The organism is Micromonospora sp. WMMA1996, assembly GCF_002573675.1.
In the GTDB taxonomy this organism is placed as follows: Bacteria; Actinomycetota; Actinomycetes; order Mycobacteriales; family Micromonosporaceae; genus Micromonospora; species Micromonospora sediminicola.
The window spans coordinates 202387-223596 of the sequence record NZ_PDHU01000003.1 but is presented as its reverse complement, the minus strand read 5'-3'; the positions used below and the strand labels follow the sequence as shown (position 1 = coordinate 223596).

Annotated in this window: 19 protein-coding genes, 1 tRNA gene and 1 pseudogene; 12 read left to right on the top strand and 9 right to left on the bottom strand. The window is 73.0% G+C overall.

All coding sequences use genetic code 11. The features are described from left to right. Positions 1 to 8: 8 nt before the first annotated feature. Positions 9 to 671, bottom strand: a complete 663-nt coding sequence (locus tag COO58_RS20625) for a hypothetical protein (protein ID WP_098746807.1) — start codon at positions 669 to 671, stop codon at positions 9 to 11. 211 nt (positions 672 to 882) lie between these two features. Here COO58_RS20625 and COO58_RS20620 point away from each other — a divergent pair, with 211 nt between their 5' ends. After that, a complete protein-coding gene (locus COO58_RS20620) occupies positions 883 to 1491 on the top strand; it encodes a copper resistance CopC family protein (RefSeq protein WP_255292730.1) in 609 nt (202 codons plus the stop codon). 467 nt (positions 1492 to 1958) lie between these two features. On the opposite strand, the gene gltX is transcribed toward COO58_RS20620, so the two are convergent. From gltX to COO58_RS20605, 3 genes are all read right to left on the bottom strand, one after another. Continuing rightward, the gene (gene gltX, locus COO58_RS20615) at positions 1959 to 3368 is read right to left on the bottom strand and encodes a glutamate--tRNA ligase (RefSeq protein ID WP_091572589.1); all 1410 of its coding nucleotides are present in this window, start codon (positions 3366 to 3368) and stop codon (positions 1959 to 1961) included. Between the two features lie 115 nt (positions 3369 to 3483). Next, a complete protein-coding gene (locus COO58_RS20610; protein WP_091572592.1) occupies positions 3484 to 4761 on the bottom strand; it encodes an MFS transporter in 1278 nt (425 codons plus the stop codon). Beyond that, entirely contained in the window at positions 4758 to 6071 is a 1314-nt protein-coding gene (locus COO58_RS20605; RefSeq protein ID WP_098746806.1) for a GH1 family beta-glucosidase, read from the bottom strand. Before COO58_RS20605 ends, COO58_RS20610 begins: the two co-directional genes overlap by 4 nt. Positions 6072 to 6273: 202 nt before the next feature. Here COO58_RS20605 and COO58_RS20600 point away from each other — a divergent pair, with 202 nt between their 5' ends. Further along, positions 6274 to 6720 (top strand): SRPBCC domain-containing protein, encoded by a 447-nt coding sequence (locus COO58_RS20600; RefSeq protein ID WP_091572600.1) that lies wholly within the window; start codon positions 6274 to 6276, stop codon positions 6718 to 6720. 138 nt (positions 6721 to 6858) lie between these two features. Here the strand turns inward: COO58_RS20600 and aceE are convergent, their stop codons facing one another. After that, positions 6859 to 9603 carry a pyruvate dehydrogenase (acetyl-transferring), homodimeric type gene (gene aceE / locus COO58_RS20595; protein ID WP_091572604.1) on the bottom strand — a complete coding sequence of 915 codons (2745 nt, stop codon included), beginning with the start codon at positions 9601 to 9603 and terminating at the stop codon, positions 6859 to 6861. A gap of 182 nt (positions 9604 to 9785) precedes the next feature. Here aceE and COO58_RS20590 point away from each other — a divergent pair, with 182 nt between their 5' ends. After that, positions 9786 to 10133 (top strand): hypothetical protein, encoded by a 348-nt coding sequence (locus COO58_RS20590; RefSeq protein ID WP_141561937.1) that lies wholly within the window; start codon positions 9786 to 9788, stop codon positions 10131 to 10133. A 23-nt stretch (positions 10134 to 10156) separates the two neighbouring features. Beyond that, positions 10157 to 10561: a YjbQ family protein gene (locus COO58_RS20585; RefSeq protein WP_176558923.1), complete on the top strand. Its 405-nt coding sequence runs from the start codon at positions 10157 to 10159 to the stop codon at positions 10559 to 10561. A gap of 89 nt (positions 10562 to 10650) precedes the next feature. Here the strand turns inward: COO58_RS20585 and COO58_RS20580 are convergent, their stop codons facing one another. Beyond that, on the bottom strand, positions 10651 to 11421 hold the full coding sequence (locus COO58_RS20580) for an AraC family transcriptional regulator (protein ID WP_098746803.1): 771 nt from the start codon (positions 11419 to 11421) through the stop codon (positions 10651 to 10653). Positions 11422 to 11508: 87 nt separating this feature from the next. Here COO58_RS20580 and COO58_RS20575 point away from each other — a divergent pair, with 87 nt between their 5' ends. The 7 genes and pseudogenes from COO58_RS20575 to COO58_RS20545 all read left to right on the top strand — a co-directional run bounded on the left by COO58_RS20575 (position 11509) and on the right by COO58_RS20545 (position 18110). Continuing rightward, the gene (locus tag COO58_RS20575) at positions 11509 to 12930 is read left to right on the top strand and encodes an MFS transporter (RefSeq protein WP_218012407.1); all 1422 of its coding nucleotides are present in this window, start codon (positions 11509 to 11511) and stop codon (positions 12928 to 12930) included. A 21-nt stretch (positions 12931 to 12951) separates the two neighbouring features. Next, positions 12952 to 13413, top strand: a complete 462-nt coding sequence (locus tag COO58_RS20570; protein ID WP_091572621.1) for a MarR family winged helix-turn-helix transcriptional regulator — start codon at positions 12952 to 12954, stop codon at positions 13411 to 13413. 837 nt (positions 13414 to 14250) lie between these two features. Beyond that, positions 14251 to 16188 (top strand): annotated as a pseudogene (locus tag COO58_RS20565) (thiamine pyrophosphate-dependent enzyme); the annotation flags it as partial. A 111-nt stretch (positions 16189 to 16299) separates the two neighbouring features. Beyond that, positions 16300 to 16737 (top strand): DUF3052 domain-containing protein, encoded by a 438-nt coding sequence (locus COO58_RS20560; RefSeq protein ID WP_091572628.1) that lies wholly within the window; start codon positions 16300 to 16302, stop codon positions 16735 to 16737. A gap of 43 nt (positions 16738 to 16780) precedes the next feature. Further along, the gene (locus COO58_RS20555) at positions 16781 to 17248 is read left to right on the top strand and encodes a peroxiredoxin (protein WP_091572632.1); all 468 of its coding nucleotides are present in this window, start codon (positions 16781 to 16783) and stop codon (positions 17246 to 17248) included. Positions 17249 to 17327: 79 nt separating this feature from the next. Continuing rightward, positions 17328 to 17402: transfer RNA gene (locus tag COO58_RS20550), tRNA-Val, on the top strand. A 228-nt stretch (positions 17403 to 17630) separates the two neighbouring features. After that, on the top strand, positions 17631 to 18110 hold the full coding sequence (locus COO58_RS20545; protein ID WP_245666170.1) for a hypothetical protein: 480 nt from the start codon (positions 17631 to 17633) through the stop codon (positions 18108 to 18110). A gap of 45 nt (positions 18111 to 18155) precedes the next feature. Here the strand turns inward: COO58_RS20545 and COO58_RS20540 are convergent, their stop codons facing one another. Both COO58_RS20540 and COO58_RS20535 read right to left on the bottom strand, forming a co-directional pair. After that, positions 18156 to 18341, bottom strand: a complete 186-nt coding sequence (locus COO58_RS20540) for a hypothetical protein (protein WP_098746800.1) — start codon at positions 18339 to 18341, stop codon at positions 18156 to 18158. A 297-nt stretch (positions 18342 to 18638) separates the two neighbouring features. Then, on the bottom strand, positions 18639 to 18845 hold the full coding sequence (locus COO58_RS20535) for a hypothetical protein (RefSeq protein WP_098746798.1): 207 nt from the start codon (positions 18843 to 18845) through the stop codon (positions 18639 to 18641). Positions 18846 to 19020: 175 nt separating this feature from the next. On the opposite strand from COO58_RS20535, the gene COO58_RS20530 reads away from it, so the two are divergent. After that, entirely contained in the window at positions 19021 to 19356 is a 336-nt protein-coding gene (locus COO58_RS20530; RefSeq protein ID WP_098746796.1) for a glyoxalase superfamily protein, read from the top strand. Positions 19357 to 19362: 6 nt separating this feature from the next. Here COO58_RS20530 and COO58_RS20525 read toward each other — a convergent pair whose 3' ends face one another. Continuing rightward, positions 19363 to 21210: a glycoside hydrolase family 15 protein gene (locus COO58_RS20525; protein ID WP_091572649.1), complete on the bottom strand. Its 1848-nt coding sequence runs from the start codon at positions 21208 to 21210 to the stop codon at positions 19363 to 19365.

The window sequence follows — 21210 nt, the reverse complement described above, 5'->3', positions numbered from 1 at the left end:
GTCGACGCTCAGCGGGTGCGGCGACGCACCAGCAGCGCGATGCCGGCCAGCCCGGCCGTGATGACGACCACCACGCCGACGTTGAGCAGCAGCAGCCGCTGCAGCTCGCCGAGCGCGGTGTCGAGGTCCTGCACCGGGTCGAGCGCGTCCTCCGGCAGCACGCGCTCGCCGCCGCCGATGCCGCCGGAGAGCGTGTCGAACCGGGGCTCCAGCGGCACCCCGACCGAGCGCAGCGTCTCGGACATGTTGAGGCGTCCGAAGAACCAGCCGGCCCGGGGGCGGCTCAGGTCGGGCTGCTTGGCCGGCCGGTAGACCCGGGGACCGCCCTTCGCCAGCGGGAAGAGGTCGAAGGTGTTCTTCGGGGTGCCGGCGACGAGCACCACCACCGTGTACTTCGGACCGAGGTCCTTGGCGGCGGGACCGCGCAGCTGACCGGTCGTGCCCAGCCACTTGACCTGGTCGACGATCAAGTTCACGTCGGCCGGGCGGCTGTCGGCCCGCAACCGGAGCGGCTGGTCGAGCCGGTCGCCGGTGATGTCCACCCCACCCGGGGCGAGCTTCGGCTTGGGTGCGGCCTGGGCCGCCGCCGGGCCGGCCAGGGCCAGCGAGCACACCAGTGCCACCGCCGCCCCGGTCAGAACGGTCAACACCCGTCTCACCTTCCGGACCATCGCCGCCTCCTCGCCCCGTTCGATGGCTGGCTTTCGCTGCGGGTCACACTGGACCTGTCCACCTCAAAGACTCCGCAGAACGTCGCCTGGTTGCAGCTGGTGGAAGAGTATTTGGAACTATCTGCGAGCTGAGACCGACCAATAGCCGGCCGATGATCAGCGGCCGGATCCTACCCGGATGGAGGGGCTCATGGGGGGCAGGGTTGTCCGTGTGGCGCGTACCTGGCTGGTGGTCCTCGGGGTGGCGGCGGGAGCGTCGCTGCTGCTGCCGGCCGCCCCGGCTTTCGCGCACAACTCCCTGACCGGCAGCGATCCGCAGAACGGGGCCCGGTTGGCCGCCGCGCCGAAGCGGATCGAGTTGCGGTTCCTGGCCACACCGAAGGAGGCCACGACGAAGGTCACCGTCACCGGGCCGGACAACGTGGTCGCCGCGGGCGGCGCGCCGACGTTCGCCGGCAAGCGGGTGAGCGTGCCGTTCCAGCCGGGCGCCGCGGGGCTCTACATCGTGACCTACCAGCTCGCCTCCGACGACGGACACCCGGTCAAGGGGGAGATCCGGTTCACCCTGACCACGGGCACGCCGGCCGAGCCGCCGTCGGCGAGCGCCGCGCCTGGCAGCGCCACGCCGACCACCGCGCCGGCATCCACCGCCGCCGGCTCGCCGTCCGCCGGCTCGCCGTCCGCGGCGAGCCCGTCCCCGGCCGCCGCCGGGGACGACGACGGGGGTACGGGCTGGCTCTGGACCGTCGTCCCGGTGGTGGTGCTGGGGCTGCTCCTGGTCGGAGCGCTCGTGCTGCGCCGTCGCGCCACCCGCCGCTGACCCGGGCGAGCACGCCGAACACGGTGCGTGACGGCCGCGGGAGAAGGACGAACGTGCGAGCGATATACCGCTGAGTCATATTTATGACCCAGCGGTATATCGCTCGCACCTGTATCGGCTCTCGGCCGCGACACGCCTGCGGACGACACGCCGGCCGGCTCCCCCACAGGCCCGCCGGGCCATGCCGCGGGATCGTGCGGCGTCGGGCCGCGCCGCCGGGCCAGCCGGGCAACGCCTGGGACACGCCGTGTCGGGCCGCGCCGCCGGGTCCGCCGGGACACGCCGTGTCGGGCCGCGCCGCCGGGTCCGCCGGGATACGCCGTGTCGGGCCGCGCCGCTGGGTCCACCCCGTCGGGCCGCGCCGCTGGGTCCACCCCGTCGGGCCGCGCCGCCGGGCCCGCCCCGCCGGAGGGCCCGGTCGGGGCGTCCGCGGAGCGACCGTCACGGGGCGACCGCGCCGGGCCGGGTCAGACCAGGCGTACCCGGGCGGCGCGCAGCCGGGTGAGCGTGCGGTCGCGGCCGAGCACCTCCAGGGACTCGAACAGCGGCAGCCCGACGGTGCGTCCGGTGACCGCGACCCGGACCGGCGCCTGTGCCTTGCCCAGCTTCAGCCCGCGCTCCGCGCCGACCGCCTCCAGCGTGGCCTTCAGCGACTCGGCGTCCCACGAGCCGAGCGCGTCGAACGCGGCGATCGCGGCGTCCAGCAGCTCGGCGGCGCCCTCCTTCATCGCCTTCGCCCAGGCCGCCTCGTCGATCAGCGGGTCGGCCAGGAAGAGGAAGTCGACGTTCGGCACGATCTCGCTGAGGACCGCGATCCGGGTCTGCGCCAGCGGGGCCACCGCGGCGAACGCGGCCGGGTCGAACTCGGCCGGCTGCCACGGCGGCGGGGCGATCGTGTCGGTGCCGGTGAGCCACGGCTGGCAGGCGGCGACGAAGTCCTCCAGCGGCAGCGCCCGGATGTACTCCCCGTTGAAGGCCCGCAGCTTCTTCTCGTCGAAGAAGGCGGGGGAGGGGTTGACCTCGTCGAGCCGGAACTCGTCCTCGATCACCGACCAGGGCACGATCTCCCGGTCGCCGGAGGGCGCCCAGCCGAGCAGCATCAGGTAGTTGCGCATCGCGTCGGCGAGGTAGCCCTCGTCCCGGTACGCCTCCAGGGCGACCTTGTCGCGCCGCTTGGACAGCTTCTGCCGCTTCTCGTTGACCACCACCGGCACGTGCGCCCAGATCGGCGGCTTGACCCCGAGCGCGTCCCAGAGCAACTGCTGCTTCGGGGTGTTGGGCAGGTGCTCCTCGGCCCGGATCACGTGGGTGATCCCCATGGTCATGTCGTCGACCACGTTGGCGAGCAGGAAGACCGGCGACCCGTCTCCACGGGCGATGACGAAGTCCTCGATCAGCTTGTTCTCGAACGTCGGCTCGCCCCGGATCAGGTCGACCACCACGGTCTCGCCCTCGTCCGGCGTACGGAAGCGCAGTGCCCGGCCCTCGCCCGGCCCCAGGCCGCGGTCCCGGCAGAAGCCGTCGTAGCCACGCTGCTGGGGGCCGGTACGCGCCTGCACGTCCTCGCGGGTGCAGTCGCAGTAGTAGGCCCGGCCGCCGTCGTACAGGCGCTGGGCGGCGGCACGGTGCTCGCCGGCGTAGGAGGACTGGAAGTACGGGCCCTCGTAGCTGCCCCGCGAGATGCCGATCCAGTCGAGCGCGGAGAGGATGCCCTCGGTCCACTCGGGCTTGTTGCGGGCCGCGTCGGTGTCCTCGACGCGGAGCACGAACACCCCGCCCTGCTGCTTGGCGAAGATCCAGTTCTGCAGCGCCGAGCGGGCGCCGCCGACGTGGAACATTCCGGTCGGGGAGGGGGCGAAGCGTACACGTACCGTCACGTCCCCCAGCCTACGGCGGGCCGCGACCGAGAAAGGAAGGGCCCCTTCTTAACGCCTCCGGAGGTGAAGGGGCCCCCTTTCAACACGCGCCAACAGGCGCGACGGCTGGCGGGCGTCACGGCACGGAGCGGATCTTCACCACCAGGGCGCTGCCGAGCAGGGTGACCGCCGCGGTCACCGCGTACAGCGTCGGGTAGCCGCCGAGGTGCACGACGATCGGCGCGGACAGCGCCGGACCGAGCACCTGTGGCGCCGAGTTGGCAATGTTGATCACGCCGAGGTCCTTGGCCCGGTCGGTGGCGGCCGGCAGCACCTGGGTGATCAACGCGGCGTCCACCGCCAGGTAGACGCCGTAGCCCGCGCCGAGCAGCAGCGCGGCCACGATCGCCATCGGCCAGACCGGCGCGACGGCGAGCAGCGTCGCCGCCACCGCCATGATCAGCCCGGACACGATCACGAAGACCTTGCGCCGGCCGGAGCGGTCGGAGAGTCGCCCGGCGACCACGGCGGTGAGCATCATGCCCAGCGTGTAGAGCAGGATCAGCACCAGCAGCGAGCCCTCGGGGTCGGCCACCCGCACCCCGTCGGTGAGGAAGTAGAGCAGGTAGAGCGTGCCGAGCGCGTTGCCGGTCTGCACCAGGAAGCGGGTGAACCAGGCCCAGGCGAAGTCGGGGTGGCGGCGCGGGCTGATCCACATCGAGGCGAGCAGGGCGCGCAGCCGCACCGGCGACCGGTGCTCCCGGGGCAGCGGGTCGTCCTGGGTGAGCAGCGCGAACGGCAGTGACAGCAGCAGCACGGCGAGCGCGATCGCCGCGTACCCGGCCGCGTTTCCGGTCACCACGGCGGTGACCAGCACCGCGCCCAGCACCAGGCCGAGCGCCTGCGGGATGCCCACCCAGCCCGAGACGCCGCCGCGCTGCGCCACCGGCACCCGGTCCGGGATCGCGGCGGTGAGGCTGGCCAGCATCGCGTTGAAGCAGACCTGCGCGGCCACCCAGGCCACCGCCACCCCGGCGATGCTGTCCTGCCGGGCCAGCAGCACCAGGGCGGCCGCGCCGACCACCGCGCCGGTCGCGGTCCAGACGTGCCGGCGGCCGAAGTGCCGGTTGGCCAGCCGCAGCGAGGTACGGTCCGACAGGGCCCCGGCGAGCGGGTTGGCCAGCACCGCGGCGAGCGCGCCGAGGCCGGTCACCACCGCCAGCATGGCCTCCTTGTCGCCCGGCGCGATCCGTTCCACCTGCTGCGGCAGCAGGACCTGGATCGGGGTGAAGAACGCCATCCAGACGCCCAGGTTGGCCGCGAAGATCAGCGCGATCCAGCTCCGCCGGACCGGCACCGTCGGCTCGGCGAGCGCCGCCGGCAGCGAGGCCGGCGTCGGGTTCACCGTGGTCATCGCCGCACCAGGTCACGGAACCAGGCGTACGACGACTTCGGCGTGCGCCGCTGGGTCGGGTAGTCGACGTGCACCAGGCCGAAGCGCTTGGTGAACCCCTCGGCCCACTCCCAGTTGTCCAGCAGCGACCAGACGAAGTACCCGGTCACCGGCACGCCCGCGCCGATCGCCTCGTGCACCGCGCGCACGTGCCCGTCCAGGTAGGCGATCCGCTCCGGGTCGTCCACCCGGCCCTGGGCGTCGGGCGCGTCGTCGTACGCGCACCCGCTCTCGGTGACCTGGATCTCCGGCAGCGCGTCGCCGTACCGGTCCCGTAGCTGGAGCAGCAGCTCACGCAGGCCGTCCGGGGCGACCGGCCAGTCGAACGCGGTACGCGGGTAACCGTCCAGCGGCACGATCTCGAACGGAAGCGGCGACCCTTCCTCGGGCGCGCGGATGCCCGTCGGGTTGTAGTAGTTCACGCCGAGCACCTCGATCGGCGCGGCGATGACGTCCAGGTCGCCGTCGCGGACCACGGTCGGGTCGACGCCGGGCGCGTCGGGGTAGCCGAGACCGAGCAGCGGGTCGGTGAAGAGCCGGTTGTGCAGCGCGTCGTACGCCGCGGCGGCGGCCCGGTCGACGTCACTGTCCCCGGCCGGCCGCACCGGCGAGTAGTTGTTGGCGATCGCCACCGGGCTCGCGGTGCGGGCCCGCAGCGCGGCCACCGCGAGACCGTGCCCGAGGAGCTGGTGGTGCGCGACCGGGAAGGCGTCGAAGAGCAGCACCCGGCCCGGCGCGTGCACGCCCATGCCGTGTCCGAGGCTCATGTGGATGAACGGCTCGTTGAGGGTGATCCAGAGCTTCACCCGGTCGCCGAGGCGGGCCGCGGTCACGTCGGCGTACTCGGCGAAGCGGGCCGCGGTGTCCCGGTTCAGCCAGCCGCCGGCGTCCTCCAGTGCCTGCGGCAGGTCCCAGTGGAAGAGCGTGGCGACCGGGTCCACGCCGGCCGCGAGCAGACCGTCCACCAGCCGGTCGTAGAAGTCCAGCCCGGCCGTCAGGGCCGGACCGGCGCCGGTGGGCTGGATCCGGGGCCAGGAGATCGAGAACCGGTACGCGGACACCCCCAGCCCGGCCAGCAGCGCGGTGTCCTCGGCGTACCGGTGGTGGTGGTCGCACGCCTCGTCGCCGGTGCTGCCGTCGACGATCCGTCCGGGCTCGCGGGCGAACGTGTCCCAGATGGACGGCCCGCGACCGTCGACGGTGGTCGCCCCCTCGATCTGGTACGCGGAGGTGGACACCCCCCAGCGGAAGCCGGCGGGGAAGTCGGGCATCGGCGCGGTCGTCAAGTCACCCTCCCGAGACGTGAAGCGTGTTCGCGACTCTAGGGCTCCGACGACCGCCGCGCCATAGGCCGGAAAGCGTCGACGGCACAAGGGTTTCCGGCGTGTCTTCTCCGAACTCGTCCGCTTAAGTCCGATTTACACATAGAGTGCCGAATATCGCGGATGTGATTTAAGTGGGGGAAAGATACTCATGATCCTCGTGGAACGCAGCGCACACGTGGCGGCGCCGGTGGAAGTGGTCTGGGACGTCGTGCAGCGGGCCGAGCAGCTGCCGGCCTGGCTGGCGGGGGTCCGCGCGGCCGAGGTCCTCTCGGGGGAGGGATTCGGCCGGCGACAACTGGTCCAGGCCGGACGCGGCTCCGCGCACGAGGCCGAGGTGATCGCCTACCAGGAGCCGACCCTGATCGGCTGGCGCGAACGGGCCAAGGGCGCGGGCGCCCGGGCCGAGGCGCGCACCGAGATCTACGTCCAGCTGACCGCGGACGAGGAGGACGGTGGCACCGTCGTACGACTGATCGTCGTGCGGTGGCCCGCCGGCCCCGTCAAGGCCGCCCTGCTGCGGCTCGGCCTGCGCCGGGTCGGCGCCGACCTGGAGGACTCGCTGGCCCGGCTGACCGACCTGGCCGCCGTCGGCTGACCGAGCCCGTCCCGGCGTCGCCCGCGATGGTGATGGTCCGGCGTCCCCGCCAGGGACGCCGGACCATCGTCGTCTGTGCCCGAAGTGTTAAGAAGGGGCCCCTTCTCTACCGGAGGCGTTAAGAAGGGGCCCTTCCTTTCAGCTGTCGCCGCCGGTTTCGCCGACCGGGGCGGCGGTGACGTCGTCCAGCGCGTACTTGCGGGCGGCGTCGGCCGGCACGTGGGCCGGCACCGTGCCGCGCAGGGCGAGCTGGCGCAGCGTGGCGACCGCGATCGACTCGGCGTCGACGTGGAAGTGACGACGCAGCGCGTGCCGGGTGTCCGACATGCCGAAGCCGTCGGTGCCGAGCGAGGTGTAGTCACCGGGCACCCAGCGGGAGATCAGGTCCGGCACCGCGCGCATCCAGTCGCTGACCGCGACCTTCGGGCCGTCGGCGTCGGCCAGCTTCCGCGCGATGTACGGCACCCGCTGCTCCTCGCCCGGGTTGAGCAGGTTGTGCTCCTCGCACTGCACCGCGTCGCGGCGCAGCTCGGTCCAGGACGTCACCGACCACACGTCGGCGGACACGCCCCAGTCCTCGGCGAGCAGCTGCTGGGCCTTGAGCGCCCACTGCATGCCGGTGCCGGAGGCGAGGATGTTCGCCTTCGGCGCGTCGTCACGAACCTGCGGCGCCGGCGAGTAGCGGTAGATGCCCTTGAGGATGCCCTCGACGTCCACACCCTCCGGCTCGGCCGGCTGGAAGATCGGCTCGTTGTAGACGGTGAGGTAGTAGAAGACGTTCTCCTGCTCCTCGCCGTACATCCGGTGCAGGCCGTTCTCCATGATGTGCGCCAGCTCGAAGGCGAACGCCGCGTCGTAGGAGACCACCGCCGGGTTGGTGGCGGCGAGCAGCAGCGAGTGGCCGTCCTCGTGCTGGAGGCCCTCACCGTTGAGCGTGGTCCGGCCGGCGGTGGCGCCGAGCACGAAGCCCCGCGCCATCTGGTCCGCCGCCGCCCAGAACCCGTCGCCGGTGCGCTGGAAGCCGAACATCGAGTAGAAGATGTACAGCGGGATCATCGGCTCGCCGTGCGTGGCGTACGCCGTGCCGGCGGCGGTGAACGAGGCGACCGAACCGGCCTCGTTGATGCCCTCGTGCAGGATCTGCCCGGTGGTCGACTCCTTGTAGGACAGGAACAGCTCCCGGTCCACCGAGGTGTAGCGCTGGCCGTGCGGCGAGTAGATCTTCTGGGTCGGGAAGAGCGAGTCCATGCCGAAGGTGCGGGCCTCGTCCGGGATGATCGGCACCCAGCGCTTGCCGAACTCCTTGTCCTTCATGATGTCCTTGAGCAGGCGGACGAACGCCATCGTGGTGGCGACCTTCTGCTTGCCCGACCCGCGCTTGACGTCGGAGAACCGCTCGCTGCCCGGCACGGCCAGCGTCTTGCGCGCGGTGTTGCGCGTGGGCAGGTAGCCGCCGAGCTGCTGCCGCCGGTCCTTGAGGTAGGCGATCTCGTCCGACTTCTCGCCCGGCGTGTAGTACGGCGGGAGGTAGGGGTTCTCCTCCAGCTGCTTGTCCGGGATGTCCAGGTAGAGGCGGTCGCGGAAGAGCTTCAGGTCCTCCAGCGTCAGCTTCTTCATCTGGTGGGTGGCGTTGCGGCCCTCGAAGTGCGAGCCCAGCGTCCAGCCCTTGATCGTCTTGGCGAGGATCACCGTCGGCTGGCCGGTGTGCTCCGTCGCCGCCTTGTAGGCCGCGTAGAGCTTGCGGTAGTCGTGACCGCCCCGCTTGAGGTTCCAGATCTCGTCGTCGGAGAGGTGCTCGACCATCTTGCGGGTGCGCGGGTCGCGGCCGAAGAAGTGCTCCCGCACGTACGCCCCGGACTCCGCCTTGTAGGTCTGATAGTCACCGTCGGGCGTGGTGTTCATCAGGTTGACCAGCGCGCCGTCGGTGTCCGCCGCGAGCAGCGGGTCCCACTCGCGGCCCCAGACGACCTTGATGACGTTCCAGCCGGCGCCCCGGAAGAACGCCTCCAGCTCCTGCATGACCTTGCCGTTGCCGCGGACCGGTCCGTCCAGGCGCTGGAGGTTGCAGTTGATCACGAAGGTGAGGTTGTCCAGCTCCTCGCGGGCGGCCACGCCGATCGCGCCGAGCGACTCGACCTCGTCCATCTCACCGTCGCCGAGGAACGCCCAGACGTGCTGCTGGGAAGTGTCCTTGATGCCGCGGTGGTGCAGGTAGCGGTTGAACCGCGCCTGGTAGATCGCGTTCAGCGGGCCGAGGCCCATGGACACGGTGGGGAACTCCCAGAAGTCCGGCATCAGCCGCGGGTGCGGGTACGACGGCAGCCCGCCGCCGGGGTGCGACAGCTCCTGCCGGAAGCCGTCGAGCTGGCTCTCGCTGAGCCGGCCCTCCAGGAACGCCCGCGCGTACATGCCGGGGGAGGCGTGACCCTGGTAGAAGATCTGGTCACCACCGCCCGGGTGGTTCTTGCCCCGGAAGAAGTGGTTGAAGCCCACCTCGTAGAGCGACGCGGAGCTGGCGAACGTGGAGATGTGGCCGCCGACGCCGATCTCCGGCCGCTGCGCCCGGTGCACCAGCATGGCGGCGTTCCAGCGGATGTACGCCCGCAGCCGCCGCTCGATGTGCTCGTCACCCGGGAACCACGGCTCCCGCTCCGGCGCGATCGTGTTGATGTAGTCGGTGGTGGTCAGGGACGGCACCCCGACCTGGCGCTCGCGGGCCCGCTCCAGCAGGCGCAGCATGACGTACCGGGCGCGCTTGGTTCCGCGCTCGTCGATGACACCGTCGAGCGACTCGACCCATTCGCTGGTCTCTTCAGGGTCGATGTCCGGAAGCTGGCTCGGCAGACCAGCGGTGATCACCGGGCGCTTGCGTTCCGTAGCCACAGGCGTTCCCTCGGTTCTGTGTGGGATAGGTCTCTAGCGCCATCCTGCCCCCTCGTGGCGCTCGTCGTCACGTCTCCCTCCCCCAGACGCGACGCTGAACACAGGTACCCACCAGTAACTTTGTGCGATCACCGGATGCGCTAGCCGGGTCGCCGGTGGCGGTCCACGGCTACCCTGCCGGCATGCGGCGGGATCCGGTTCTGGTCGGCGGCGCGATGACGGCGCTGGGGGTGCTCGTGGCGCTCGTCGCCGCGGTGGGGTTGGCGCGGGAGATCGCGCGCACCCCGGAGTGGGGGCCGGAATGGATCTTCGTCCTGGGCGGTGGCGTGCTGCTGGTCCTCGGCGGCGTCGGCGAACTCCGGCACCAGCGCCGCTTCCGGTCCGGCTACCGGGAGGCGGCGGGCGGGGGCAGCGCCTTCGACTACGTCCCACCCGGCCCGCACGGCACGAGTGGGGAGATGCCCAGCTACGGCGACAGCGGCGGGGGCGGGGGCGGCGACTGCGGTGGCGCTGGTGGCGGCGGGAACTGAGCGGCTGCGGCAGAATGCGCCGTATGCGCAGTGAGGTGATCAGCGTCCGGACCGGGTCCCGGCCGACCGTCCGGGACATCACGGCCGAGGCCGAGCGGTTCGTCGCCGGGGCCGGCGACGGGCTGCTGCACGTCTTCGTGCCGCACGCCACGGCCGGGCTCGCGATCATCGAGACCGGCGCCGGGTCGGACGACGACCTGCTCCGGGCGCTCGACGACCTGCTGCCCACCGACGACCGGTGGCGGCACCGGCACGGCTCGCCCGGCCACGGCCGCGACCACGTGCTCCCGGCGTTCGTGCCGCCGTACGCGACGCTGCCGGTGCTCGACGGGCGGATCCAGCTCGGCACCTGGCAGTCGATCTGCCTGGTCGACCCGAACGGCGACAACCCGGACCGTCAGGTGCGCTTCTCGTTCCTCGCCGGCTGAGCGGCCGGGCCGGGCGCGCCCCTACCCGCCGGGGGAGCCGGGTGTCGATGCCGTGTGGGATCGAGGTGCGGCCGCGAGAGGCGGCGATGTCAGCCGAGCAGTCGGCGCAGCTCGCCCGGCGTGTGGCCGAGGTGGGCGCGGACCGTGCGGGTCAGGTGCGCCTGGTCGCTGAAGCCCAGCTCGCCGGCGAGGTCGGCCAGGCGTACGTCACCCTGCTCGATCCGGTCCAGCGCCCGGGCGACGCGCAGCCGGTTGCGGTAGCGGGTGAGCGGCACCCCGGTGCGGGCCTGGAACTCGCGGCTGAGCCGGTAGGGCGACACGTCGAGCGCCCGGGCCAGCGGGAGCAGCCCGGCGGCCTCCGGGGCGTCGTCGTGCAGCGCCGCCCGGGCCCGCTCCACCAGCCGCCGGCCCGGCCCGCCGCCGCCGGCGACCGGCGTGACGGCACGCCCGACCAGCCGTACCAACCGCTCGGCGGCGGCGTGGTCGGGATCGGCGGCGTCCCGCAGCAGGAGCCGGTGGGCCAGGTCCAGCCGGCCGTCCACGTGCACCGTGCCCGGCGCCGGCCGGTCGTCGAACAGCTCCCGCCACAGCCGCTCCGACAGGTGAACCGACGTGCACTCGTCGCCGCCGGCCGGGTGCGCGAACCGCTCCTCCTCGCCCGGGACCGTCAGGTAGGCCACCGTCGACCCGACCCACGTGGCTCCGTGGCGACCGGCCCGCCGGAAGGCGCCCCGCCGGGCCAGCACCAGGCCGTACGCGTCGGCCGGCTCGGGCGTGGACCAGCCGCGGTGGTCGTCCCGGCAGCGCACCACGGTGACCCGGAAGTCCGGTCGGGCCAGCAGCCGGGTGGCGGTACGCATGCGGGTCAGCGTAGGCCGCCGCGAGGACGGAAACGCCCCGCAAGGATCGACAAGACCGGGGACGGCCGGCCCGGCAGGGTGGCCGGCGTGACCACTTCGCACCGCCGACCCGCCGCCCTGCTCGTCGTGCTGCTCACCGGGCAGGCCATGGCCTCCATGGACACCTCGATCACGGCCGTGGCCGCGCCGGCGATCCGGGCCGACCTGGGTGGCTCCGCCGCCGTCCAGCAGCTCGTGCTGGCCGGCTACACGCTCACCTTCGCCGTGCTGGTGGTGATCGGCGCCCGCCTCGGCGCCCGGCACGGCGGCCCCCGCGTCTTCCTGTTCGGCCTGGCCGGTTTCACGCTCGCCTCGCTGGCCTGCGGCCTGGCTCCGACCCCGGTCACGCTGGTGCTCGCCCGCGTCGCCCAGGGCGCCGCGGGCGCGCTGATGGTGCCGCAGGTGCTCGCGCTCATCCGGGCCGCGCTGCCGGACGCGGCCCGGGCGCGCGCGATCGGGGCGTACTCGATGGTCCTCGCCCTCGGCGTCGCCGCCGGTCAGGTCCTCGGCGGGCTCCTCGTCACGCTCGACCTCGGCGGCCTCACCTGGCGGCTGGCGTTCCTGGTCAACGTGCCGGTCGGGGTGGCCCTCCAGATCGTCGGCCGGCGGGTGCTGACCGGCCCACCGGCCGCGCCGCCCCGGCGGGAACCGCTCGACCTGACCGGCGCGGCGCTGCTGGCCGCGGCGATGCTCACCCTCGTGCTGCCGCTGGTGTTGGACACGCCCACCGGGATCCGCGTCGCCGCGGTCGCCGCCGGCGCCGTCGGGCTGCGGCTCTTCCTCGGGTACGAGCGCAGGCGGGCCGGTCGCGGCGGCGCCCCGCTGCTGGACGTGACGGTGCTGCGCCATCCCGGGGTCCCGGCCGGGCTGCTCGCCTGCTGCGTGGTGATGGGCTGCTACGCGGGCTTCCTGTTCGTGTTCACCCTGCGGGCGCAGGACGCGCTGGGCCTCAGCCCGCTCGCCGCCGGGCTGGCGTTCCTCCCGTACGCCGCGGGTTTCGCCCTGTGCGGTCTGGCGGTCGCACGACTGCCGGAGGCGGCCCGCGCGGTCCTGCCGGTGGCCGGGCCGCCGGTGCTGGCCGCGGTGGCGGTGCTCCTCGCCGCGCTTTCCGCCCGGGGCTGGCCCTGGGTGGCCGGCGGCGCGTTGCTGCTGCTCGGCGGCGCGGCGCACGCGGCGGCGTTCAGCCCGCTGGTCACCCGGCTCACCGACGCGGTGCCGGCGGGCGCCGCCGCCGCCCTGTCCGCGCTCGTGTCCACCGGCACGCTGCTCGCCGCCGTGCTCGGGGTGACCGTGGTCGGCGGCGTCCATCTGGCGCTGACCGCGGCCGACCTGCGGGGGGCCGCGCTGGCCCTGCCGCCGGCTGTGGTCACCGCCGGGTTGCTGCTGGCCGGCACGGTAGCCGCCCGGCGGGCGCTCCGGCCCGCCCGACCGGTCGCGCCGGAGCATATAGTGGAGCAGGTCAATTGTTGATCGGTCACGTACGATCGAGGCATGGAGTCGCCGTCCCCCGACGATCGACCCGGCCTGGCCGGGGACACGGTGCGCCGGATCCTGCACGTCGCCGCCGCGCTGCGACACCACCAGGACGAGGCGGTCGCCGCTCTGGGGCTCACCCCGGCGGCCGCCCGGGCCCTGCACGAGCTGGACCCGGACCATCCGCTGCCGGCCCGCGACCTCGCCGAGCAGTTGGGCTGCGACCGGTCCAACGTCACCGGTCTGGCCGACCGGCTGGAGCAGGCCGGGCTGGTCGAGCGGCGGGTCGACCCCACCGACCGGCGGCAGAAGACGCTGGTGGTCACCGGGCACGGGCGCGAGGTCCGCGAGCGGGTGGGGCGGGTGATGTCGGACTCCCGACTCCTCGACGGGCTGACCACCGCCGAGTTGGCCGCCCTGCGTGAGCTGGTCTGGAAGGTCTCCGACGGCGGCTGCCCCGAGGAGTGCGGCGAGGTCTGAGCCACACCGGGCGGAACGTGTCCGACTGGGCGCGGCGGGCGTGAGTCGGTAATGCTGTCCGACGTGACCACCCCGCACGATCTCGACGACCGGCTCCGCACCGACCTGGCCGCGCTCGGCGCGCCGGAGCGGCGGCGTGACCTGGCCGAGCCGCTGCCGGACGGCGGGCCGCTGACCGGGGCCCAGCTGTTGGCCCTGTTCGACGCGCAGCTCACCAGTCGGCTGCTCGACCTGGCCGGGCGCTGGCTGCGCGGCTTCGGCGAGGGGTACTACACGATCGGCTCGGCGGGTCACGAGGGCAACGCCGCGGTCGCCGCCGCGCTCCGGCCGACCGACCCGGCGTTGCTGCACTACCGCTCCGGCGCGTTCTACTGCCTGCGGGCCGCCCAGGCGGCCGGCGACTTCCCGCCCGGCCCGCCGCCCCCGCTCCCCGACGCACCGCCGTCCGACGATTCGGCGGCGCCCCTCCCCGACGGTTCGCCCGACTCCACCTCTCCCGGTTCCCGGGATGAGCTTCCCGAATCGCGGGAGATGGCTGGATCTGGGACCGACAGTGCCTCCATGGGGGCCACGTCCCTCCACGATCCGGATCCGGCGGCCGGCACCCGTCTGCGGGATGAGCGGGGCGGTCGGCCGGGTGTCGAGGGGATCGAACCGTCGGCCGAGGCGGTGCGGCTCCCGCCCGGAGCCGGCGTGACCGTGGACGCGGACGGCGACGCGACGGTCGGCGTGACGCCGGCCCGGGGTGGTGACGCGAGGGGCGGCGTGACCGTGGACGCGGCCGGCGACGCGACGGCCGGCGTACCCGATCTGCCCCCGCCGGCCCCCGACGACGCCTACGCGGACGCGGCGCGCGACGTGCTGCGCGGAATGGCCGCCTCGGCCGCGGAACCGATCGCCGGCGGCCGGCACAAGGTCTTCGGCCGGGCCGACCTCGCGGTCGTGCCGACCACCTCCACGATCGCCTCGCACCTGCCCCGGGCGGTCGGCCTGGCCCTGGCGCTGGAGTGGCCGCGCCCGGGCGGCCCGCGCGCCGACGGCGAGCCGGCGGCGACGTCCTGGCCGGCGGACGCGGTGGTGGTCTGCTCGTTCGGCGACGCCTCGGTCAACCACGCCAGCGCCACCGCCGCGTTCAACACCGCCGGCTGGTACGACCACTCCGACCTGCGGGTCCCGGTCCTGTTCGTGTGCGAGGACAACGGGCTCGGCATCAGCGTGCGCTCGCCCGAGGGGTGGGTGGCGGCCACGCTGCGGTCCCGGCCCGGCATCCGCTACTTCGCCGCCGACGGGACGGACGTGGTGGAGAGCCACCGGGTGGCGGCCGAGGCGGCGGACTGGGTGCGCCGGCACCGCCGGCCCGCCGTGCTGCACCTGGACACGGTCCGGCTGATGGGCCACGCCGGCGCGGACGCGGAGACCGCGTACCGCAGTCCCGCCGAGATCGCCGCCGACGCGGCTCGGGACCCGCTGCTGGCCACCGCGCGGCGGCTGGTGGAGGCCGGGTACGCCGGCGGCGAGGATCTGCTCGCCCGGTACGACGAGCGGGGCTGGCAGCTGCGCCGGATCGCCGAGGAGGTGCTCGACGAGCCGAAGCTGGCCTCCCCGGTCGAGGTGGTGGCGGAGTTGGCGCCGCGCCGGCCGGCGCGGGTGTCCCGGGCGGTCGCCGAGGCGGCGGCCCGGGCGGTGGGTCCGGGCGCCGCCGCCCGGGCGGCGGCGTTCGGCGGCAAGCCGCCGGAGCTGACCGGGCCGCTGACGCTGGCGCAGAGCATCAACGCGGCGTTGGCCGACGGCCTGCTCGACGACCCCGGGATGGCCGTCTTCGGCGAGGACGTCGCCGTCAAGGGCGGGGTGTACGGGGTCACCAAGGGGCTGCGGGACCGGTTCGGCGCGGCCCGGGTGTTCGACACGCTGCTCGACGAGACCTCGATCCTCGGGCTCGGGCTGGGCGCCGGGCTGGCCGGCATGCTGCCGGTGCCGGAGATCCAGTACCTGGCGTACCTGCACAACGCCGAGGACCAGCTGCGGGGCGAGGCGGCCAGCATGCGCTTCTTCTCCCGGGGCGCGTTCCGCAACCCGATGGTGGTGCGGGTGGCCGGCCTGGCCTACCAGGAGGGCTTCGGCGGGCACTTCCACAACGACAACTCGGTGGCGGTGCTGCGCGACGTGCCGGGGCTGCTGATCGCGGTGCCGGCCCGGCCGGACGACGCCGCGCCGATGCTGCGGACCTGCCTGGCGGCGGCGCGGGTGGACGGCAGCGTGTGCGTCTTCCTGGAGCCGATCGCGCTCTACCACGCCCGCGACCTCTACACCGAGGGCGACGGCGAGTGGACCGCCGAGTACGCCGAGCCGGGCGCCTGGGCCGACCGGCACGTGCCGGTCGGCCGGGCCCGGGTGTACGGGGTCGGCTCGGCCGAGGACCTCACCGTCATCACCTTCGGTAACGGCGTGCGGATGTCGCTGCGCGCCGCGGCCACCCTGGCCGACGAGGGGATCGGCACCCGGGTGGTGGACCTGCGGTGGCTCGCCCCGCTGCCGGTGGCGGACATCATTCGGGAGGCCTCCGCGACCGGCCGGGTGCTGGTGGTGGACGAGACGCGGCGCTCCGGCGGGGTGGGCGAGGGGGTGCTGGCCGCGCTGGTCGACACCGGCTACGTGGGGGCGGCGCGCCGGGTGGCGGCACTTGACTCGTTTGTACCATTAGGTCCGGCTGCCCGTCAGGTTCTGGTCTCGGAGGAGGCCATCACCCAGGGTGCCCGTACGCTGCTGGCACGGTAAATTCCGTTCCACCCGGTGCGCCACTTGCGCGGCGAGCCGCAACTGTGTGGACTGGGCGCGACGGCGTCGCACGACGCCACGAGCAGGCATGAGATGAGGAGGCACGCGACAGTGAGCGCGACCGCTGGTCAGGCCGCCGACGGGGTACGCAGCCTGGCGGACCGGTTCGGGATCGAACCGGGCATGGTCGTCATGGAGATGGGCTACGACGACGACGTCGACACCGATCTCCGGGACGCCCTGACCGACCGCTGTGGAGAGCTTGTCGACGAGGACACCGACGAGGTGGTCGACGCGGTTCTGGTCTGGCACCGCGACGGCGACGGAGACCTCTTCGAGCTGCTCGTCGACGCCCTCGGGCCGCTGGCGGACAACGGGGTGGTCTGGCTCCTGACGCCCAAGGCGGGCCGGGACGGCCACGTCGAGCCGAGCGAGGTCGCGGAGAGCGCGCAGACCGCCGGCCTCCAGCAGACCTCCACCATCAACGCCGGCCGCGACTGGAGCGGCGCCCGCCTCGTGCTGCGGCGCGGGTCGAAGAGCAAGAAGTAGGGTCTCCCTGATCATTTCCAGACCCGATCCCGAGGGAGCGCGCATGCCCATCGAGGTTGGCGCCGAGGCGCCGGACTTCCTGCTCAAGGACCAGAACAACCAGGAGGTCCGGCTCTCCGACCTCCGCGGTCGCAAGACCGTGCTGCTGGTCTTCTACCCGCTCGCCTTCACCGGCATCTGCCAGGGCGAGCTGTGCGAGGTGCGGGACAACCTCAACGAGTACGTGAACGACGACGTCCAGGTGCTGACCGTCAGCGTCGACTCGGTCTACGCCCACAAGATCTGGGCCGACCGGGAGGGCTACCAGTTCCCGCTGCTGGCCGACTTCTGGCCGCACGGCGCGGTCGCCCAGGCGTACGGCGTGTTCAACGAGGTCGCCGGCATCGCCAACCGGGGCACGTTCGTCATCGACAAGGCCGGCGTGGTCCGGTTCGCCGAGATGAACATGCCCGGCGAGGCGCGCGACCAGCAGGGCTGGCGCAAGGCGCTGGCCGAGGCCGTCGCCGCCTGATCCACCCCGGGCACGTCGTTCGACCGGGCCGGAGGCCGGCAGGTAAGCTTGCCGCTCCGGCCCGCCGTTCGGGCGTTCCGGGCGCGTAGCTCAGTGGGAGAGCACTCGCCTTACAAGCGAGGGGTCGCAGGTTCGAAACCTGCCGCGCCCACCACACACCACCGGCGGACAGTGGCAGCAGGAGCAGTCATGAAAGCCGCCTGTCGAGGTTCCCAAGGGCCTGCCGGCGAGGCCGGGGCTCCAGCTGGTTCCGCCGGCGTCGGAGGACAACGGGATGCTCTCGGACCACCAACAGCGGCTGCGGGCGAGGTTTCTCGCCGCTCCGGTCGTCGCGCCGCCGGAGCCATGGCGACACCTCGACCGGACGCGCCGGTGCATACCGGTGGGCGGGCTGCAGGGCGTCGGCTTCGGTGTCCACCCGCAGACCGGCGTCGACCTGCTGATGGTCGTCTCGATGGACGGCTTCGGCCTGATCGACGCGACAACGGGTGCGACGATCGCCCGGGACCGTGACCCCGACCCCGACGACGCGTCGCCGTCCGGGCCGGACCTGGCCTGTCCGGGCATCGGCGTGCTGGTGGGCGCGCGGGTACGCGTCGCCGGGTTGTTCGGCGGTGGCCTGCACGCCACGACCGGCGACGGGTGGACCGTCGTCGTGGTGGCGCCCGAGTGGCCGAACGATCGTGTCCTGCTGTCCGCTGACGGCGGTGCCTGCAAGGGCCCACCGGGCACGTCCTGGTGGCACGTCTTCCATGCCGACTACTCCGAACTGCGCGCCGCCGGCTTCTCCCCGTCCGGCCGCACCCTGGCGATCGCCACCAGCAGCGACGTGACACTCATCGTCCGCCCCGAGTTCGCGTGACGGCTCGGGACGTGGGTGACACGTGAGGCGACGTGGTCGCGGCGTTCACAGGCGTCCGCGTTCCCGAACTGCGGCCTCTATGCGCAGCAGCAGCCCGCTGACCAGCGTGACGGCGGCCACGAAGCGCCACTCGGGGAAGCCGCGGTCAGCGAGCAACACGAGCCAGCAGGCACCCACCACCGCCGCGATCGTCCCGACGATGCCGATGCCCCGACTTGATCTCGTATCCACAGCGGCACTCTACGACCGGCGGCAATGGTGACGGCAGTTCGAGGAGGGCTTGACCTCAAGCGTGGTTGAGCGACGAGCGTCGTCGTCATGCGCCGACTCATCCATGTGATCCGGGACGTTCTGGCAGTACGCGGTAGGACGGAGTGGAACCGCACCGCACGTGTCGCGGCGGCGGCCGATCCGTCCGTGCCCCCACTGGCCCGTCTCCTTCTGCTCGCCCCGGAGTTGTCCGGGCAGGCTGCCGGCGAGCCCGGGCGGCGCGGACGGGCGGACGAGGGCCGATGACCGCATCAGCCCTTACGAGAGCCGTCGGGTCGCCCCGACGGGCGGCGTGGTTCGGCCCCGCACGTCCCACGGACCGCCCTCCGGGAACGCGGCGAGCGTGAGCCGGGCGACCGAAGCGGTGTGCAGCCGGAAGCCGATCGCGATCGTCGTCGCCAGGATCCCGAGCGGGACGGGCACCGCCGGCCACCACCGCGACGCGAACGGCACCACCGGCTCCACGCCGGCCCCCTCCCCTCCGCCATCCGACGGTGGTGCCCGCATCGGTCGCGATCGACACCTGCGGCGGCGGCCCGGAGCCATATGCCCGGAGAGCGATATGACTGCTGGTCATATTCATGACTCAGCGGTATACCGACCACAACACCATGCTCCTCCGGGCTGGCACAATCGCGGGATGACCGAGCGACTGGCGCCGATCCTGCGGGTCCGCGACGCCGACGCCGCCGCGACCTGGTACGCCCGTCTCGGCTTCGCCCGCCTGTGGGAGCACCGGTTCGCGCCCGACCTGCCGCGCTATGCCAGCATCGGCCGGTCGGGCATGGAGATCCACCTGTCCGAGCACGCCGGGGACGCCCGGCCCGGGACGCTGCTCTACCTCTATGTGGACGACGTGGACGCGGCGGCGGCGGCCTGCGGCGGGGTCGAGGTGCGGAGCCAGGACTGGGGGCGGGACTTCGAGGTCACCGACCCGGACGGCAACCGCATCCGGGTCGGGACCGTGCCGTCCTGAGTGACCTCACTGGCGTCGGCGGGCGTCGGCCTCGACGTCGAGCAGGTCGTTCAGCGCCAGCGCGGAGTTGATCAGGGAGAGGTGGCTGAACGCCTGCGGGTAGTTGCCGATCTGCTCACCGGTCGCGGCGATCTCCTCGGCGTACAGGCCGAGGTGGTTGCTGAAGGTGAACATCTTCTCGAAGGTGAGCCGGGCGTCGTCCAGGCGGCCGGTGCGGGCCAGCGCCTCGACGTACCAGAAGGTGCACATGTTGAACGTGCCCTCGTGGCCGGGGAGGCCGTCGGGGGAGTGCACCGGGTCGTAGCGGTGGACCAGGCTGTCGGAGACCAGGTCCCGCTCGATGGACGCCAGTGTGGACTGCCACAGCGGGTCGCTGGGCGTGACGAAGCCGACCGCCGGCATGGCCAGCAGCGCGGCGTCCAGCACGTTCTCGTCGTACGCCTGCACGAAGCTGCCGCGTTCCCGGTGGTAGCCGCGGGCCATGACCTGGTTGTAGATCCGGTTGCGCTGTTCGACCCAGCAGGACATGTCGCCGGGGCGGCCGGTGCGGGTGGCCAGCCGGATCGCCCGGTCCAGCGCCACCCAGGACATCACCCGTCCGAACGTGTAGTTGCGGGGGTGGTGGCGGCTCTCCCAGATGCCGGCGTCAGGCTGGTCCCAGTTGTGGCACAGCCAGTCGACGAGCCGGACGGTGCTCTTCCACACCTGGTGCGACACCCGGATGCCCTGCTCGTCGGCGAGGTGCATGGCGTAGAGCGCCTCGCCGTGGATGTCCAGCTGGAGCTGGTCGGCGGCGCCGTTGCCGATCCGCACCGGCCGGGAGCCGCGGTAGCCCTCCAGGTGCTCGAGCACCTCCTCGTGCAGGTCGGAGGAGCCGTCCACCCGATACATGATCTTCAGCGGGTCCTGGTGGTCGCCGGCCTCGCGGATGCGCTCGTCCAGCCAGTCCATGTACCGGCTGACCTCCTCGGTGAAACCGAGGCCGAGCAGCGCGTGCACCGAGAACGACGTGTCGCGTACCCAGGTGTAGCGGTAGTCCCAGTTGCGGGTGCCGCCGACCAGCTCCGGCAGCGCGGCGGTGGGCGCGGCGATCATCGCGCCCGTGGGCGCGTACGTCATGAGCTTCAACGTGATGGCCGAGCGCTCGACCATCTCCCGCCAGCGGCCGGTGTAGCGGGAACGCTCGACCCAGCGCCGCCAGTAGTCCCGGGTCCACTCGAACATGCCCTGGACCTCTTCGGGCGGGATGATGCGCGGTTCGATGCCGCCCGTCTCCAGCACCACCCCACCGGTGTCACCCTCGTTCAACGTGCCGTACGCGACCAGGTCGCCGTCGTCGAGGTGCACGTCGCCGGTCTGGGAGATGAGCCGCCGCACCGGGTCGACCGGGTGGAAGGTGAGCGACTCCGTGCGGCCGCGGAAGACGTAGCCGTTGCGGTGCCGCTCCAGCTGGTGCTTCTCCCGCGCGTAGTCGAACCGGGGCCGGCACTCCACCCTGAACCGCATGCTGCCCCGCACCATGTTGACGATGCGGACCAGGCGGTGCGAGTCGGTGGCCCGCTCGCCGGTGACCGGCATGAAGTCCATCACCTCGGCGACGCCGTCGGCGCTGATGAAGCGGGTGATCAGGATCGGCGTGCCGGGGAGGTAGAGCTGCTTGGTCACGTACCGGACCTCGTGCGGGGCGATCCGGAAGTAGCCGCCCTTCTCCTTGTCCAGCAGCGCGGCGAAGATGCTCGGCGAGTCGAAGCGCGGCGCGCAGAACCAGTCGATGGTCCCGTCACAGGTCACCAGCGCGGCGGTCTGCAGGTCCCCGATGAGCCCGTGATCCTCGATCGCCGGATAGCTCTCCAC

What these genes read in the sequence shown, in the direction of transcription:
- COO58_RS20625 (WP_098746807.1), bottom strand. Translation starts at nt 671, where the DNA reads ATGGTCCGGAAGGTGAGACGGGTGTTGACCGTTCTGACCGGGGCGGCG.
- COO58_RS20610 (WP_091572592.1), bottom strand. Translation starts at nt 4,761, where the DNA reads ATGACCACGGTGAACCCGACGCCGGCCTCGCTGCCGGCGGCGCTCGCC.
- COO58_RS20605 (WP_098746806.1), bottom strand. Translation starts at nt 6,071, where the DNA reads ATGCCCGACTTCCCCGCCGGCTTCCGCTGGGGGGTGTCCACCTCCGCG.
- COO58_RS20600 (WP_091572600.1), top strand. Translation starts at nt 6,274, where the DNA reads ATGATCCTCGTGGAACGCAGCGCACACGTGGCGGCGCCGGTGGAAGTG.
- COO58_RS20590 (WP_141561937.1), top strand. Translation starts at nt 9,786, where the DNA reads ATGCGGCGGGATCCGGTTCTGGTCGGCGGCGCGATGACGGCGCTGGGG.
- COO58_RS20585 (WP_176558923.1), top strand. Translation starts at nt 10,157, where the DNA reads ATGCGCAGTGAGGTGATCAGCGTCCGGACCGGGTCCCGGCCGACCGTC.
- COO58_RS20580 (WP_098746803.1), bottom strand. Translation starts at nt 11,421, where the DNA reads ATGCGTACCGCCACCCGGCTGCTGGCCCGACCGGACTTCCGGGTCACC.
- COO58_RS20570 (WP_091572621.1), top strand. Translation starts at nt 12,952, where the DNA reads ATGGAGTCGCCGTCCCCCGACGATCGACCCGGCCTGGCCGGGGACACG.
- COO58_RS20555 (WP_091572632.1), top strand. Translation starts at nt 16,781, where the DNA reads ATGCCCATCGAGGTTGGCGCCGAGGCGCCGGACTTCCTGCTCAAGGAC.
- COO58_RS20530 (WP_098746796.1), top strand. Translation starts at nt 19,021, where the DNA reads ATGACCGAGCGACTGGCGCCGATCCTGCGGGTCCGCGACGCCGACGCC.